Annotated in this window: 15 protein-coding genes and 1 pseudogene; 3 read left to right on the top strand and 13 right to left on the bottom strand. The window is 65.5% G+C overall.

Features of this window, described 5'->3' with window-relative positions; all coding sequences use genetic code 11:
• Positions 1-40: 40 nt before the first annotated feature.
• A complete protein-coding gene (locus QO058_RS24805; protein WP_284168877.1) occupies positions 41-766 on the top strand; it encodes a DUF1028 domain-containing protein in 726 nt (241 codons plus the stop codon).
• 168 nt (positions 767-934) lie between these two features.
• Here the strand turns inward: QO058_RS24805 and QO058_RS24800 are convergent, their stop codons facing one another.
• From QO058_RS24800 to QO058_RS24785, 4 genes are all read right to left on the bottom strand, one after another.
• The gene (locus QO058_RS24800) at positions 935-1,891 is read right to left on the bottom strand and encodes a dihydrodipicolinate synthase family protein (protein WP_284168876.1); all 957 of its coding nucleotides are present in this window, start codon (positions 1,889-1,891) and stop codon (positions 935-937) included.
• A 71-nt stretch (positions 1,892-1,962) separates the two neighbouring features.
• The gene (locus QO058_RS24795) at positions 1,963-2,952 is read right to left on the bottom strand and encodes a TRAP transporter substrate-binding protein (protein WP_284168875.1); all 990 of its coding nucleotides are present in this window, start codon (positions 2,950-2,952) and stop codon (positions 1,963-1,965) included.
• Positions 2,953-2,985: 33 nt separating this feature from the next.
• Positions 2,986-4,254, bottom strand: coding sequence for a TRAP transporter large permease (locus tag QO058_RS24790; RefSeq protein ID WP_284168874.1), 1,269 nt, complete (start codon positions 4,252-4,254; stop codon positions 2,986-2,988).
• On the bottom strand, positions 4,254-4,880 hold the full coding sequence (locus QO058_RS24785) for a TRAP transporter small permease (RefSeq protein ID WP_284168873.1): 627 nt from the start codon (positions 4,878-4,880) through the stop codon (positions 4,254-4,256). Before QO058_RS24785 ends, QO058_RS24790 begins: the two co-directional genes overlap by 1 nt.
• 86 nt (positions 4,881-4,966) lie before the next feature.
• On the opposite strand from QO058_RS24785, the gene QO058_RS24780 reads away from it, so the two are divergent.
• Entirely contained in the window at positions 4,967-5,632 is a 666-nt protein-coding gene (locus QO058_RS24780; RefSeq protein WP_284168872.1) for a GntR family transcriptional regulator, read from the top strand.
• Between the two features lie 189 nt (positions 5,633-5,821).
• On the opposite strand, the pseudogene QO058_RS24775 reads toward QO058_RS24780, so the two are convergent.
• The 6 genes and pseudogenes from QO058_RS24775 to QO058_RS24750 all read right to left on the bottom strand — a co-directional run bounded on the left by QO058_RS24775 (position 5,822) and on the right by QO058_RS24750 (position 10,850).
• A pseudogene (locus QO058_RS24775) lies at positions 5,822-6,902 on the bottom strand (alanine racemase).
• Positions 6,899-7,357, bottom strand: a complete 459-nt coding sequence (locus tag QO058_RS24770) for a RidA family protein (protein ID WP_284168871.1) — start codon at positions 7,355-7,357, stop codon at positions 6,899-6,901. Before QO058_RS24770 ends, QO058_RS24775 begins: the two are co-directional and overlap by 4 nt.
• On the bottom strand, positions 7,354-7,848 hold the full coding sequence (locus QO058_RS24765) for a GNAT family N-acetyltransferase (protein WP_284168870.1): 495 nt from the start codon (positions 7,846-7,848) through the stop codon (positions 7,354-7,356). Before QO058_RS24765 ends, QO058_RS24770 begins: the two co-directional genes overlap by 4 nt.
• A 158-nt stretch (positions 7,849-8,006) precedes the next feature.
• Entirely contained in the window at positions 8,007-9,173 is a 1,167-nt protein-coding gene (locus QO058_RS24760) for an amidohydrolase/deacetylase family metallohydrolase (RefSeq protein WP_284168869.1), read from the bottom strand.
• A 40-nt stretch (positions 9,174-9,213) separates the two neighbouring features.
• A complete protein-coding gene (locus QO058_RS24755) occupies positions 9,214-9,789 on the bottom strand; it encodes a hypothetical protein (protein WP_284168868.1) in 576 nt (191 codons plus the stop codon).
• 128 nt (positions 9,790-9,917) lie between these two features.
• Complete coding sequence (locus QO058_RS24750) at positions 9,918-10,850, bottom strand: N-carbamoyl-D-amino-acid hydrolase (RefSeq protein ID WP_284168867.1); 933 nt, start codon at positions 10,848-10,850, stop codon at positions 9,918-9,920.
• Positions 10,851-11,029: 179 nt separating this feature from the next.
• Here QO058_RS24750 and QO058_RS24745 point away from each other — a divergent pair, with 179 nt between their 5' ends.
• Positions 11,030-11,329 (top strand): antibiotic biosynthesis monooxygenase, encoded by a 300-nt coding sequence (locus QO058_RS24745; protein ID WP_284168866.1) that lies wholly within the window; start codon positions 11,030-11,032, stop codon positions 11,327-11,329.
• Positions 11,330-11,467: 138 nt separating this feature from the next.
• Here the strand turns inward: QO058_RS24745 and QO058_RS24740 are convergent, their stop codons facing one another.
• The 3 genes from QO058_RS24740 to QO058_RS24730 form a co-directional block, all read right to left on the bottom strand.
• Complete coding sequence (locus tag QO058_RS24740) at positions 11,468-12,334, bottom strand: ABC transporter permease (RefSeq protein ID WP_284173016.1); 867 nt, start codon at positions 12,332-12,334, stop codon at positions 11,468-11,470.
• Positions 12,335-12,351: 17 nt separating this feature from the next.
• On the bottom strand, positions 12,352-13,293 hold the full coding sequence (locus QO058_RS24735; RefSeq protein WP_284168865.1) for an ABC transporter permease: 942 nt from the start codon (positions 13,291-13,293) through the stop codon (positions 12,352-12,354).
• Positions 13,294-13,413: 120 nt separating this feature from the next.
• Entirely contained in the window at positions 13,414-15,012 is a 1,599-nt protein-coding gene (locus tag QO058_RS24730) for an ABC transporter substrate-binding protein (RefSeq protein WP_284168864.1), read from the bottom strand.
• Between the last annotated feature and the right edge of the window lie 76 nt (positions 15,013-15,088).

The raw sequence follows: 15,088 nt of genomic DNA, 5'->3' as shown, positions 1-15,088 counted from the left end.
CCGCCTATTCTGCGCTCGACAGAGATGAGGAATCGAACCCATGACCTGGTCCATCGTCGCGCGCGATGCAGCGACCGGCGCCTTCGGCGTCGCCGTCTCGACCTGTGCCTTCGCCGTCGGCGCGCGCGTGCCTTATGGCAGCGGCCGCGTCGGCGCGATCGCGACGCAAGCCTTCGTCAATCCACTCTACGGCGTCGATGGCCTGAAGCTGCTGCAGGAAGGGCGTTCCTCGGTCGAGATCATTGCCAGCCTGACAGCCGCCGATGAGGGCCGGGCGCACCGGCAACTGCACCTGATCGACCGCGACGGCCGCACGGCCTCCTATACCGGCAATGCCTGCATCGACTGGTGCGGCGCGGTGAACGGGCCGCAGATCTCGGTCGCCGGAAACATGCTGGCCGGGCCGGAGGTCATCCAGGAGACGCTGAAGGCCTATGTCGAGAATTCGGGGCTCGACTTTGACGAAAGGCTACTGGTGGCGCTCGAAGCCGGCGAGAAGGCCGGCGGCGACAAGCGCGGCCGGCAATCCTGCGCGATCCGGATCTGGGCGGGCGAACCGGTGCCGAGTTTCGACATCAGGGTCGATGACCATGCCGATCCGCTCGCCGAGCTGCGCCGGATCTGGCGGGTGGCGCATCAGCGCTCCGTGCCATTCCAGCAGGCCTCACCCTCACGGGCGCGGCCGGCCGGTGTCACCGACCGAGCCGAGCTCGACCGGCTCTGCAGTGAGTATGCCGCGGCGTGGAATGCGCGGCATCCGGAATAGGCGCGACCTGTCCCCTCTCCCCTTGCGGGAGAGGGTTAGGGTGAGGGGTCGCGCGACGCTGATCGTCGGCTCACCGTCGCGCTTTTCGAAATCTCGAAGACCTGAGCAACCCCTCATCCGGCCCTTTGGGCCACCTTCTCCCACAAGGGGAGAAGGGAAGCGAGACGCTCACGCCGCCTTGGCAGCCCGGCCTTCCGCTGCCCACTTGGCGTACCAGCTCTTGAAGCGGCGCCATTCGCTCTCGACGTAGTTGCGCTGGGCGTCGGAGAGCTTGTCGGCCTCGTTGAAGTGGCGGTCGTAGGCCTTGTGGCCCTCCAGCACCATCAGGTGCTTGTAGTAGAGCACGAGGTCGACGCCCTCGTCGAAGGACGAGAGCACATAGAGCGCCCGCTCCAGCTCGAGCGCGTCGCGCTCGGCCTGTGGGTCGCCGGCGGCGGCCTTCTGCGAGAGCGCGACGAGGTGCAGCACCTCCTTCGGCAAGGCGTTGCCGATGCCGGTGATCGCGCCCCTGGCGCCGCAGCGGATGAAGCCGTGCGTGACTTGCGTGTCGACGCCGACCATCAGGGTCAGCTTGGGATCGCGGTTGGTGATGTGCTCGGCCGCATAGGTCAGCGCCGCGCCGCCACCGAACTCCTTGAAGCCGACGAGGTGCGGATAGCGTTCGTTGAGCGCGAAGAAGAGATCAGCCTTGGTCTCGTAGCCGTAATAGGGGCTGTTGTAGATCACCGATGGCAGGTCGACCGCCGCCGCCAGGATGCCCTCGAAATGGGCGCGCTGGGCCTGCAGCGAGGAACCGCGCGAGAGCACGCGCGGGATGACCATCAACCCTTGCGCCCCGGCCTTCTTGGCGTGGGCGGCAAGCGCGGCAGCGCGCTTGGGGTTCTGTGCGCCGGTGCCGACGATGAGCGGGATGCCGCCCTTCACCAGCGCCTCGACGCCTGCCATGCGCTGCTCGTCGGTGAGCAGCGGCCAGTCGCCCATCGAGCCGCAATAGACGACGGCCGACATGCCGGCATCGATCAAATGGCGGCCGGTGCGCACGAGCTCGTCATAATCGACGTCGCCCGAGGCGGTGCAGGGGCTCATCAGGGCGGGAATCGTGCCGCTGAAGATGTTCTTGGTCATGGCAGGGTTCCGCTCGCGGGAGGAAGGCGGCTGCGGGACGTATCGCCCGCAGCCATGATGGTAACCTGAGATCAGGCCGAGATCGACTTGCCAGCCTTGCGCAGATCGGCGAGCACCGGCGCCTTGGGCAGCCAGATCTTGTCGAACTCGGCGACGACCGCTTCGGCGTCCTTGGGGTTGGCGAGCTTGAAGTTGGCGCCGGCCGCCTTGAACTGCTCGACCAGCTTGGGCTCGTTGACGGCAAGCGCGTCGATCTGCTCGTCGAGCGCGGCGCGGACTGTCTTCTGGATCAGTTCGCGATCAGCGGCGGGCATGCCCTGCCAGACACGGCCCGAGGCGAGCGCGATCACCGGCATGAAGATCGCGTTCATCTGCAGGATGGTCTTCGAGACCTTGTCGAAGCGCTGGTTCCAGGAGAACTCCAGATCGGCCTCGAGACCGTCGACCTGGCCATTGGTCATGGCGTCGAAGACCTGCGGCGTCGGGATCGGCGTCGGGGCGGCGCCGAGCAGCTGGTAGAAGTCGCGATAGACCGGGGTCGGGTTGATGCGCAGCTTCATGCCCTTGATGCCGCCGATGCCGTCGATCTCCTTGGCGGCGAAGACGGCGCGCATACCGGTGATGCCCCAGGCCATGCCGACGCAGCCGGTCTCACGCGGGAGGACATCGAACAGCTTCATCGCGACGGGATCACGCACCAGCTTGGCGATCTTGGCGGTCGAGTCGACGATGTAGGGCGCGGTGATCGCGCCGATCGCCGGCACGCGCGAGCCAAGCTCGGCGGCCATGATCCAGCCCATATCGAGCGCGCCGGACTGCATCTGCTGCAGCATCGCCGCCTCGTTGCCGAGCTGGCCGGAGTGGAAGACCGTCAGGTTGAGCCGGCCATTGGTTTCGGCCTTGAGGCGCTCGCCGACCTTGACGGCCGCGACGTTCCAGGGATGGCCGTTCGGGGTGAGGATGCCGAGGCGCAGATCCTTGCTCTGGGCGAGCAGCAGCGCCGGCTTGGCGATCGGCAGGGTCGCAGCAGCAGCGATCAGATGGCGGCGTGAAATGGTCATGACGGAACTCCCCTTATTGGTTGACGGACGAACTCACTTCACCAGGACCAGCGACAGCCATGGGTAGATCGAGAGCAGGACCAGGAGGACGCAGGAGATGATGAAGAAGGGCAGCGTCACCAGGAACATCTTGCCGGGCTTTGCTCCCGTCACTGCAGCGGCGACGAAGAAGCACAGCCCCACCGGCGGCGAGAGCAGGCCGAGCACGAGGTTGATCACCACGACGACGCCGAAATGGCGGGGATCGATATTGTAGACCTCGGTCGCGATCGGCAGCAGGATCGGCACCGTCATGATCAGGCCGGGGATGCCGTCGATCACCGTGCCGATGATCAGCAGGATGACGTTGACCAGCAGCATGAAGGTCACCGGATCCTTGGCGATCGCCTGGATCGAGGCGGCGACGGCCTGCGGGACCTTGCCGTAGACCAGCACCCAGGAGAACACGGCGGCGGCCGCGACGAGGAAGAGCACGATCGCCGAATAGACGCCGGCGCGCAGCATCATCTGCGGCATCTGCCCGAACTTGAGTTCCTTGGTCCAGTAGCGGCCGATCAGCGCCGCTGCGACCGAGCCGACGGCCGCAGCTTCGGTCGCGTTGGCGAAACCACCGAGGATCGAGCCGACGATGACGATCGGGATCAGCAGCGTCGGCGCCGACTTCAGCACGATCCTGGCCCGCTCGCGCAGGGTGAGCTTGTCGCCGGCCGGGTAGTTGTAGACGAAGCCCATGGCGGCGATGATGAGGAAGAACAGGATGGTCAGGAGCACGCCCGGCACGATGCCGGACAGCAGCATGTCGCTGACCGAGACCTGCGCCAGCACGGCATAGACGACAAACATCACCGAGGGCGGAATGATCGGCCCGAGCATGCCGCCATAGGCGGTGAGGCCGGCGGCGAAGTCCTTGTCGTAGCCCTTGCGCTCCATCTCCGGAACCATGACCTGCGCCATGATCGCGACCTGGGCCGTCGCCGAGCCGAGGATCGACGCGACGAACATGTTGGCGAGGATGTTGACATAGGCCAGGCCGCCCTTGAGCGAGCCGACGAAGGCCATCGCCAGGTCGACGATGCGGCGGGTGATGCCGCCACCATTCATGATCTCGCCGATCAGGATGAAGAGCGGGATGGCGATCAGCCCATAGCTGTCGACGCCGCCGAACATCTGCAGCGGGTAGTTCGGCAGCAGCTGCATGTTGCCGGCCGCCGCCATGTAGACCAGCGCGCCAAGGCACAGGCACAGCGCGATCGGCACGCCGGCCAGCATGATGCCGAAGAAGGCTCCAATCGTGATCGCCATCAGTTCACCACCCCGTCGGCATTGGCGGCAAATCCCGGCAGCTCCTGCCTGGCAACGAGACCGAGATCCTCGAACAGGTTCGCCAGCGCGTGCAGCGTCATCGACACCGCAAAGAGCGGCATGATCAGGTAGATCACCCAGGTCGGCCAATTCAGGGTCTGGGTGCGCTCGGTGTAGATGAAGTTGAAGGACTGGCCGGCATATTCCCTGGCGTCGAAACCCGCCTCCGCGATGCCGACCGGATCGAGCCAGAGCCAGCACATCACGCCGAGCGCGATGCCGAACAGGATGACGCCGAGCGTTGCGATGATACGAAAGATCGCGACACCGCGCTCCGAGAAGCGTTCGGTCAGCATGGTCACCGCGAAGTCGAGCCGCATGCGCGTCATCGCGGACGCGCCGATGAAGGTGAGCCAGACCACGCTGTAGACCGCGGATTCATCGATCCAGTAGATCGGGTGGCCGGCGTAGCGCGTGATCACGTTGAGCAAGATCAGCGCGGCGAGCAGGAACATCAGCGCCTGGATCGCACGGTGTTCGGCCCGGAGCAGGCGCCCGGAGAGCGCGACGATCGCCAGCGGCACGGCCATGGAGCGGCTTCTCGCCGCGACAGCTTCATTACTCATTCTTGCCTTCCCCTTGCCGCGTTGTAGATTGTATAAAATCTACGTGTCAATGGTTTTCCTCAACGCGATCAGCTAGGGTGCAGCCGATGTCCCCTCCCCTGAAGCACCGCACCCTGTCCTCGGCGATCGTCGATCGCCTGCGCCAGGAGATTCTCGACGGCAGCTATCCGGCCGGCTCGCAATTGCGGCAGGACGCGCTCGCGCAGGCCTTCGAGGTCAGTCGCATCCCGGTGCGCGAGGCACTGTTCCAGCTCGAGGCAGAGGGTTTCGTCAGGATCGTGCCACATAAGGGGGCGATCGTCTCGGGGCTGTCGCTGGACGAGATCAACGATGTGTTCGAGCTGCGCAAGCTGCTGGAGCCGCGGCTGTTGGCGAGTTCGGTGCCGGCGCTGACGGAGCAGGATTTCGCGGCAGTCGCCGGGATGGAAGCCGCCTTCGAGCAGGCGATGACAGCGGGCGACATCAGCCGCTGGGGCGTGCTCAACGCCGATTTCCACCTAGCGCTTTACGCGCGGGCGACGCAGCCGCGCACGCTCGCTATCGTCTCAGGGCTGCTGCAGACCAGCGACCGCTATACGCGCCTGCAATTGCAGCGCAGCTCGTCGATCGAGCGAGCGCAGGCCGAGCACAACGAACTGATCCGGCTCTGCCGCGCCGGGACGTTGAAGGAAGCGAGCCGCCTGCTCATCGACCATATCGAGCTGGTGCGACGGGACCTGGTCGAATTCCTGGAGGATCGCGGGAAGGGGTGAGCCGACGAGACATCCGCGGGGAACCCCTCTCCCGGATGGGAGAGGGGCAGGGGTGAGGGACCGCCGCTGATTATTTGAGTGCAGCGGCGCCGTTGCGCCTTCTGCGGAAAGGGCGGGCCCTCATCCCTGCCCTTCTCCCACACGGGAGAAGGGTTCCCCGCGCTCTTCAGAACCGTTCCGCTTAACAGTTCAGGTCAGCTTCCCCCTTGCCGCCACCGGCAGTTCGCCGATGAGCTTGTCGCCGCGCACCGTCACCAGCCGGTCGACCATGTTGACGACGACGCAGACATGGTTGGGCACCACCCGAACGACCTCGCCGACATTAGGGCGCTCATTGCTGCCGGAGAGATCGAGGAAGCCGTGCTCCTCGGCGAACTGCGCGATCCGGGCCAGCGGGTACTCGAGAATATAGCCGTGCCCGTCGAGATTGCCCTTGTCGCTGGTCAGCGTCTTCGAGCCTGAATCGAGAATGCCGCGCTCCGCTCCCGCCCGACTGACCACGGTGGCGTAGACAGTCAGCGCGCAGTCCTCCAGCTCCGCCACCCCCCGCCGCGATCTGCATGCGGTCGTTGAAGATCGAGGTGCCGGAGCGATGCTCGGTCGAGCCCTTGAGCTTGCCGATATTGGGGATGTTGGGCGAGCCGCCGGTCGAGATGATGCCGGCTTCGAGACCGGCTTCGCGCAGGCCGGCATTGGCGGTGTCGAGGAAATCCTGCGTCGCCGGCCAGCCGGTCTCCGGCGGGTACATCAGGAAGCCGGCGAAGGTCAGGCCCTTGGAAGCGGCGATCTGCTTCGCCAACTCAACCGCCTCGCCCGGGGTCTCGACGCCGGCGCGCTTGCGGCCGGTGTCGCACTCGACCACGACTTCGAGATTGCGCCCGCCGATCTCGGCGGCCTTGGGCAAGCCGGCGATCGTGACAGGATTGTCGGCGGCGACGATCATCCGGACGCGGCGCTGAAGCGCGCCGAGGCGCCCGAGCTTCTCCTCGCCCAGAATATTGTAGCTGATCAGGATGTCGTCGATGCCGCCATCGGCCATGACCTCGGCCTCGCCGAGCTTCTGGCAGGTGATGCCGCGCGCCCCGGCCGCGACCTGCAGCCGCGCCAGCTCGGGCGATTTGTGCGTCTTGATGTGCGGGCGGTTGGCGACGCCGGCGGCGTCGCAGGCGGCCTGGAGCCTGGCGATATTGGCCTCGACCTTGTCGAGGTCGATGACGACGGCCGGCGTGCCGTAGACGCGGGCGATCTCTTCAGCGAGCGCAGTCGTCACGGCAGCACCCGGACGATGACTTCGATCTCGACGGTCATGTTGTTGGGCAGCGAGCCCATGCCGACGGCCGAGCGGGCATGGCGGCCATTGTCGCCGAGCACGGCGACGAACAGATCCGAGCAACCATTGATGACCTTGGGGTGCTGCGAGAAGTCGGGCGCGGCATTGACCATGCCGAGGAGCTTGACGACCTCGATCTTATCGAGCGAACCGGCCGCCTTCTTCATCGCCGCGAGCAGGCCGAGGCCGGTCTGCTTGGCGTGCTCATAGGCTTCCTCGATCGAGACGCCCGCGCCGACCTTGCCGGTCGGATAGGTGCCGTCGGCGCGCTTCGGGCCCTGGCCGGAGAGATAGATGAACTCGCCGACGCGCTTGAAGCTGACATAGGTCGCGACCGGGGTCGGGACGTCGGGCAGGGTCAGCCCCAGCTCCTTGAGCTTGTCTTCGGCACTCATGCTGTTCTCCAATCGTGGTCGAGATCGCGGACCATGTAGCGGGCCGCATCGTCATAGCTCGCAAGCTTGCGAGCAAGGGCTTCGTCATGCGCCTCGTGAAACCCGTGGCGACGCCAGAAGCCGGCCGAGTTGCCGACGGCGACAAGGGCCATTCGGGCAAAGCCCGAGGCGCGGGCATGTGACGCCAGTTGGTCGACGCAAGTCGAGGCCGCGCCACCGCCGCGTGCGCCCGGCAGTAGAGCGAGATCGTGAATGTAGTAGGCGTCCGCCTGCTCGGGCAATGCGCTTAGCAGGCTGTTGAGCGCCGGCACCTGCCCAAGCCGCCAGGGATGGCTCAGCACATAGCCGCCGAGCCCCTCCCCGCCCGCCAGCACGAGACAGCCGGCTGGATGGAGGGCGAGTCGCTCGGCATAGACCGCCTCGCCTTCCGGGTAATTCGGATGCACCTCAGCCGCGACCGCCATGACGACCGGCAGGTCGGCAGCGGCCATGGCGCGCCAGGAAGGTGGGTGTGTGATCATGAGAGCGACTATGCGTCATGCTCGGGCTTGCCTCGAGCATCTCAGGCCGGAAGGGCTCCGATTGACGCCCTCTGGTCCTGAGATTCTCGGGTCTGCGCTTCGCTTCGCCCGAGAATGACGCTCGTGCCTTACGCCGCTTCGACCTTCCTGAACTTGTTGCTGCGCTTGGGGTGCCACCAGGCGCCCTTCAGCACGACGCCCTCGGAGACGATCTTCTTGTCGCCGGTCAGGTGCTCGCCGACGACGTCGACATAGTCGAACTTACCTTCCTTGACGGTCAGGATTGTCGCGTCGCCGAGCGAGCCGACCTTGAGCGAGCCGTACTCCATCCGCTTCAGCGCCGTGGCAGCGTTCACGGTCGAGGCCGCGATCACGTTGTTCAGGCTCATGCCCATGCAGAGGAACTTCGACATGGTGGTGACCTGGTCATAGGCCGGGCCGTCGATGCAGAGCTTGTGCACGTCGGAGGAGATCACGTCCGGCTCGAAGCCATTGGCGAGCATGGCGCGCGTCGTCTTGAACGAGAACGAGCCCTTGCCGTGGCCGATGTCGAAGATGACGCCGCGCTTGCGGGCGGCGAGCACCTCGGGCTTCACCGTGCCCTGCGCGGTCGCCGGCGCGTTCGGGAACGGGCGGAAGGCGTGGGTCAGCACGTCGCCCGGCCTGAGCATGCCGATGACTTCCTCATAGGACGGCGGCGGATGGTCGATATGGCACATCAGCGGCATGCCGACCTCGTTGGCGACCTGCAGCGCGATGTTCAGCGGCACCGTGCCGGAATTGCCCGAGGCATGCAGGCCGACGCGGACCTTGATGCCGACGATCAGGTCGCGGTTCTTGTCGGCGACCTCGACGCAGTCGATCGGGTTCATCAACCTGAGATCGCCGCTCTCGCCGACCATGACGCGGTGGTCGAAGCCGTAGATGCCGGCATGCGAGACATGGAGATAGGCGAGGATGCGCGCCTGGCTCTTCTCGATCACGTGTTTGCGGAAGCCCGGCCAGTTGCCGGGGCCAGCCGAGCCGGTATCGACCGAGGTGGTGACGCCCGAGGCGCGGCAGAACTCATCCGCGTCGATGCCGAGCGAGGTGCCGCCCCAATAGACATGGGTGTGCAAGTCGATCAGCCCCGGCGTGACGATGTAGCCGGAGACATCACGGATCTCCTTGGCCCCCTTCAGATCCTTGCCAAAGCCCGAAACCTTCCCGTCGGTGAAGGCGACGTCGATGATGCCGTCATGCTTCTGCGAGGGGTCGATGACCCTGCCGCCCTTCAGGATGAGATCGTGAGTCATGACAGCTCCTTGGGGAAACCGGGCGACGGACGCTTCGCGTTCAGGCGAAGCTGGCCGTAGCGCCCTTCTGGATAATAGAGAAGGCTTTGGCGAAGTGGTTATGCAGCTCAGGAATATAGAGCTGCGCGATGGTCGGGTCCTGCATAGGAATGTATTTCGCGCCGCCGTCGCGCGGGTCGGCGCCGCTCAGATAGGCGGGCAGGCCTCGTCCCTTGAAGGCGTCGAGGCGATCATCCAGCCGGGCGATGACCAGCGAGCCGCAATCGCCCCATTCATAGGGAATCGCAAAGTAGAGCTTGGCGGCATAGGCGAGCCGCGACGAGCTCGCCATGTTGGCATAGCGCTGAATCGTGCCCTGGCGCCGCGCCGCCTGCTTCACCTTGAGAAAGACCTCGTACTCTGCCCACCAGGGGCCCGCCGCAGCGCGCGTCGGATCGGCAGCGAAGCGGGCGGAGTCGCAGAAGCGGAAATAGTACTGCCCGACGCTGAGATGGATGCGCTGGACATGCGACATGCCGCCATTCTGCGGACCGCCCGCGATCCCGCGCGCGGTTGCATCGTGGTGGGCCAGCTTGGGCGGGAAGAAGCAGTCCTTGTTCAGGGGATCGGGTGACATGTCATCGCTCCTGTCGAGTCGCCGCATCCGTCGGCTTGGCGAGCGGACGCGACATCGGGGAGCCCTTGGCAGGGTCAGAGCCGGTTCTCGACCGCGCCTGGGGAATGTGGCGCATGCGCCAGCGACGCTCACACGATCACCGCGCCCTTGCGCTCGACGATCATGCCGTAGGCTTGAGGCTCACGGTGCTTGGCGAAGTTGAAGGTCGAATTCCGATAGCTCTTGCCGAGGTCTAGATCGCAGCGCGCGACGACGAGTTCGTCACCTTCCGTCACCGCCTGCGCCACCACCTCGCCGGTCGGGGCGATGATGCAGGAGCCGCCGATCTGGTCGACGCCGGCCTCCAGGCCCGCCTTGGCGACACCGACCACCCAGGTCGCGTTCTGGTAGGCGCCCGCCTGCATCACGAGCTGATTGTGGAAATTGCCGAGCCGGTCGTGGTCGGGCGCCGGCGGATTGTGCTTGGGCGTGTTGTAGCCGAGCAGGACCATCTCGACGCCCTGCAGGCCCATGACGCGATAGCTCTCCGGCCAGCGCCGGTCATTGCAGATCATCATGCCAAGCCGGCCGCCAAACGTCTCCCAGACCGGCCAGCCGAGATTGCCGGTCTCGAAATAGCGCTTCTCGAGATTCTGGAAGGGAGCGTCCGGGCGATGCTCGGGATGGCCCGGCAGATGGATCTTGCGATATTTGCCGACGATCTGGCCGGCCTTGTCGACGAGGATCGCGGTGTTGAAGCGGCGCTTGCGGCCGTTTTCATGGGCGAGCTCGGTATAGCCGAGATGGAAGCCGATCCCGAGCCGCTCGGCTTCGGCGAAGAGCGGCGCGGTCTCGTTCGAAGGCATGGCGCTCTCGAAATAGCTGTCGATCTCGGCCTCGTCCTCCATCCACCAATGCGGGAAGAAGGCGGTCAGCGCCGCCTCGGGATAGACGACGAGATCGCAGCCATTCGACTTTGCCTGGCGCATCAGCTCGATCAGGCGCGCAACCGCCTGCCCACGACTCTCCTCGCGCTGGATCGGCCCGAGCTGGGCAGCGCCGACGGTCAGGATACGAGGCATCGGAAGGCTCCTGCTGTGCTTGGTCGTTGCTCAAGGATGCTGCCGGAGGTGGATGGCGCTATCCTTGTGCGCCATTGCGCGAATACAGGCGCGACAATACCGTCGAGTGTTACCTCTGGGCTCGGTCCGGACCCGCCGGCCGCGGCTGCCGAGGCAGCATTGAGCTGCAGATCAAAGCCATGGCCACGTTCAATGTCGTCCGCTTCCGCATCAAGCCCGGGCGCGAGGCGGAGTTCCTCGATGCCCATCGCCAGGGCAAGGCCAATTGGCCCGGCCTCGCAAGGGGCCACATCATCAAGACCGGCGACAATTCCTATTGCCTGATCGGCGAATGGGCCGACCTCGCCGCGCTGAAGGGCGCCCGCGACGAGATGATCGCGACGCTGGGCAGCTTCCGCGACACGCTCGAGGATCTCGGCGGCAATCTCGGCGTCACCGACGCGGTGTCCGGAGACGTCGTCCTCGACCTGCGCGCCTAGCGCCCGGCCGTCGGCGGCATCACCGGAGGCAGCTTCGGCGCCGCGCGAGCGAATTTGCCGACCCGCAGGCCAATTCGACGAACGGATCGGGCTTCGTTCTCGCCCGATAGCCACGCATGACATGACGCAGAATCGCCTTCAGATGCTCTTGGCCAGGCGCGGATCGAGCGAGTCGCGCAGGCCGTCACCGAGCAGGTTCACGGCGAGCACGGTGATCGACAGGAACAGGGCCGGGAAGAAGACGATGTGCGGCCTGACCTGCCAGAGCGCCCTGCCCTCGGCCATGATGTTGCCCCAGGACGGGGTCGCCGGCGGCACGCCCGCGCCGATGAAGGACAGGATCGCCTCGATGATCATGGCGCTGGCGCAGATATAGGTCGCCTGCACCGTCATCGGCGCGATCGTGTTGGGCAGGATGTGCTTGATGATGATGCGCGGCACGCGGGCGCCATTCGAGATCGCTGCCTCGACATAGGGCTGCTCGCGCAACGACAGGACGACGCTGCGCACCAGCCGAGCGACACGCGGAATCTCGGCGATGGTGATGGCGAGGATGACGTTGCCGACCGAGCCACGCGTCAGCGCCATCAAAGCAATGGCGAGCAGGATCGGCGGGATCGACATCATGCCGTCGATGACGCGCATGACGATACCGTCAGCCCAGCGCACGAAGCCGGAGAAGAGCCCGATCGCCAGACCCACGACCGACGCCAGAATCGCGACCGAGAAGCCGACGATCAGCGAGACGCGCGCGCCGTAGACGACACGCGAATAGATGTCGCGGCCGAGCATGTCGGTGCCGAACCAGTACAGCTCGGACGGCACCCGGGTCCTCCGCGACGTCGCGATCGCAGTCGGATCGACCGTAAAGAGCAACGGCGCGAACACGGCGATGAAGATCATCAGCAGGAGGAGGAAGCCGCCGATCGCGACCGAAGGGTGCTTGCGCAGATAGGAGCGCTTGCGCGGCTTCTGGTCGACGGCAACTTCGTCGGCCAGAGGCAATGGGGCAGCTGGAGCGGTCAATAGCGTATCCTCGGATCGACGAGGGTGTAGATCAGGTCGACGGCCAGGTTCACCAGCACGTAGACGAATGAGAAGATCAGCACGACGCCCTGGATGACCGGGTAGTCGCGGCGCAGGATCGCATCGAGCGTCAGCCGGCCGAGCCCCGGAATGGCGAAGACGCTCTCGGTGACGACGGCGCCGCCGATCAGCAGCGCGACGCCGATGCCGATGATGGTGACGACCGGCACCGCTGCGTTCTTCAGCGAATGCAGGAAGAGCACGTCACGGTTGCTGACGCCCTTGGCCTGGGCGGTGCGGACATAGTCCTGCTGCAGCACTTCGAGCATGGTCGCGCGGGTGATGCGCGCGATCAGCGCGATATAGACCGTCCCCAGCGTGATCGACGGCAGGATCAGGTTCTTGAACCAGGGCCAGATGCCCTGCGCGATCGGCGTGTAGCCCTGCACCGGCACCCAATCGAGCTTGAGCGCGAAGACGTAGGCGAGCAGGTAACCGATCACGAAGACCGGGACCGAGAAGCCGAAGACCGCGAAGCCGACCACGGCGCGATCGACCCAGGTGCCAGCCTTCCAGGCCGCGACCACGCCGAGCGGAACGGCGATCGAAACCGCCAGGATCAGCGTCAGCACCATCAGCGACAATGTCGGTTCGATGCGCTGGGCGATCAGCTGCGTCACCGGCAGCGAGGTGAAGATCGAGGTGCCGAGATCGCCCTGCAACACCCGGAAGAACCATTCACCGAAGCGGACGAGATAGGGCCGGTCGAGCCCCAGGCTCTGGCGGATGCGCTCGACATCGGCGGGCGACGCCTGGTCGCCGGCGATCACGGCCGCCGGATCGCCCGGCGCGATATAGAGAAGCGAGAAGACGAACAGCGCCACGAAAGCCATGACGGGGATCGTCGTGATAATGCGTCTGATGATGAATGCGAGCATCGAAATCCTGAGTTGCCGCTGCTGGCGCCGGGCCTTTCGGGATCGCGATCCCGAAAGGCCCGGCGGGCGTGATCTGGGCCGCGTCCCGGCAAAAGCCGGGACGCAAGGCTTGCTCTGGTCTCAGCCCTTCGCGACGTTCCAGAAGAAGGGCAGCGGGCCGCTGGTTACCCCGGTGACGTTCTTCCGCCAGGCCTGGTAGCCGAGATAGAAGCCGGTCGGCGCATAGACGACATTCTCGACGGCGGCCTTGTTGAGGCGGTCCATCGCCGCCTTCTCCTCGGCCTGATCCTTGGCGTTGAACCAGTTGGTGACCTCGGTCTCGACCGCCGGCACGTCCGGCCAGCCGAACCAGGCCTTGTCGCCATTGGCGCGGATCGCTGTGTAGGAGGAGGGGTTGATGCAGTCCGCGCCGGCGTGCCAGGTGTGGAACATGCTCCAGCCGCCCTGGCTCGGCGGGGTCTTCTGGGCACGCCTCGCACCGACCGTACCCCAGTCGGTGGCGACGAAATCGACCTTCAGGCCAATGCTCTTGAGCAGTTCGGCGGTGACGTCGCCCATCGACTTGGTGGCCGACATGTCCTGCGCCACGACGCAGACCACCGGCTCGCCATTATAGCCGGACTCGGCGATGAGCTTCTTGGCGGCTGCGACATTCTTCATCTTCAGCATGTCGCCGCCGGCTTCGGTGTAGAGCGGCGTGCCGGGAGTGAAGAAGCCGGGCAGCGGCTTCCAGAGCTTGTCGTCGTCGCCGACGATCGAGCGCATGAAATCTTCCTGGTTCATCGCCGTCAGCACCGCCTGGCGCACCTTCAGATTGTTGAAGGGCGGGTGCAGGTGGTTCATGCGGAAAGCGCCGATATTGCCGAGCGGATCACCGATATCGACGTTGATGTCCTTGTGAGCCTTGAGAACCGGCACGAGATCGGAAAGCGGGGTTTCCCACCAGTCGACCTCGCCGCTCTGCAGCGCGGCCGCAGCAGTTGCGGCATCCGGGATGATCACCCACTCGATCCGGTCGATCAGCATCTTCTTGCCGCCAGCGAGCCAGTCGGCCGGCTCGGAGCGCGGCACGTAATCAGCGAACTTCTCGAAGGCGGCCTTGGCGCCCGGCACCCATTCACTGCGGGCGAACTTCATCGGCCCGGAGCCGACATATTCGGTGATCTGCGTGAACGGGTCGGTCTTGGCGATGCGCTCCGGCATGATGAAGGAGCACGGCGCATTGTTCTTGGCGAGCGCCAGCAGCATCTTCGGGAAGGGCTGCTTCAGCTGCCATTTCCAGCTGCGGTCGTCGACCGCGGAGAGATCGTTCTCGATCGCCTTGATCATCAGGCCCATCGGATCCCGGGCCTGCCAGCGCTTCAGGCTCTGCACCACGTCCTTGGCGAGCACCGGCGTGCCGTCATGGAATTTGAGGCCGGGGCGCAGCTTGAAGGTCCAGGTCAGGCCGTCGGAGGAGACCTCCTCGCCCTCGACCATCTGGCGCTGCGGCTGGAACTTCGAATCGATGCCGTAGAGCGTGTCCCAGACCAATGCTGCGGCATTGCGGACGACGTATTGCGTTCCCCAAATCGGGTCGAAATTGGCGAGATTGGCCTGTGGCACGAAGCGCAGCGTCTTGGCCGCGGCGCCTTGCGAGAGCGCCGGCATGGCGAGACCGCCGGTCGCTGCCAGAACGCCGGTTCCGGCGGCGGTCTTCAGAAAATTCCTGCGGTCCATCTTGTGCTCTCCCCTGAAGCGGCGGCGGCCTCTGATCGGGCGACCTTGCCTAGAGTGTGGGCAGAAAAATCCGCAC

Source organism: Bosea vestrisii (assembly GCF_030144325.1).
In the GTDB taxonomy this organism is placed as follows: Bacteria; Pseudomonadota; Alphaproteobacteria; order Rhizobiales; family Beijerinckiaceae; genus Allobosea; species Allobosea vestrisii_A.
The sequence above is the reverse complement of the archived record's forward strand: the minus strand, read 5'-3'. Positions and strand labels throughout refer to the sequence as shown.

What these genes read in the sequence shown, in the direction of transcription:
- QO058_RS24800 (WP_284168876.1), bottom strand. Translation starts at nt 1,891, where the DNA reads ATGACCAAGAACATCTTCAGCGGCACGATTCCCGCCCTGATGAGCCCC.
- QO058_RS24765 (WP_284168870.1), bottom strand. Translation starts at nt 7,848, where the DNA reads ATGGCCGCTGCCGACCTGCCGGTCGTCATGGCGGTCGCGGCTGAGGTG.
- QO058_RS24750 (WP_284168867.1), bottom strand. Translation starts at nt 10,850, where the DNA reads ATGCCTCGTATCCTGACCGTCGGCGCTGCCCAGCTCGGGCCGATCCAG.
- QO058_RS24755 (WP_284168868.1), bottom strand. Translation starts at nt 9,789, where the DNA reads ATGTCACCCGATCCCCTGAACAAGGACTGCTTCTTCCCGCCCAAGCTG.
- QO058_RS24770 (WP_284168871.1), bottom strand. Translation starts at nt 7,357, where the DNA reads ATGAGTGCCGAAGACAAGCTCAAGGAGCTGGGGCTGACCCTGCCCGAC.
- QO058_RS24745 (WP_284168866.1), top strand. Translation starts at nt 11,030, where the DNA reads ATGGCCACGTTCAATGTCGTCCGCTTCCGCATCAAGCCCGGGCGCGAG.
- QO058_RS24780 (WP_284168872.1), top strand. Translation starts at nt 4,967, where the DNA reads ATGTCCCCTCCCCTGAAGCACCGCACCCTGTCCTCGGCGATCGTCGAT.
- QO058_RS24730 (WP_284168864.1), bottom strand. Translation starts at nt 15,012, where the DNA reads ATGGACCGCAGGAATTTTCTGAAGACCGCCGCCGGAACCGGCGTTCTG.
- QO058_RS24795 (WP_284168875.1), bottom strand. Translation starts at nt 2,952, where the DNA reads ATGACCATTTCACGCCGCCATCTGATCGCTGCTGCTGCGACCCTGCCG.
- QO058_RS24785 (WP_284168873.1), bottom strand. Translation starts at nt 4,880, where the DNA reads ATGAGTAATGAAGCTGTCGCGGCGAGAAGCCGCTCCATGGCCGTGCCG.
- QO058_RS24790 (WP_284168874.1), bottom strand. Translation starts at nt 4,254, where the DNA reads ATGGCGATCACGATTGGAGCCTTCTTCGGCATCATGCTGGCCGGCGTG.
- QO058_RS24760 (WP_284168869.1), bottom strand. Translation starts at nt 9,173, where the DNA reads ATGACTCACGATCTCATCCTGAAGGGCGGCAGGGTCATCGACCCCTCG.
- QO058_RS24735 (WP_284168865.1), bottom strand. Translation starts at nt 13,293, where the DNA reads ATGCTCGCATTCATCATCAGACGCATTATCACGACGATCCCCGTCATG.
- QO058_RS24805 (WP_284168877.1), top strand. Translation starts at nt 41, where the DNA reads ATGACCTGGTCCATCGTCGCGCGCGATGCAGCGACCGGCGCCTTCGGC.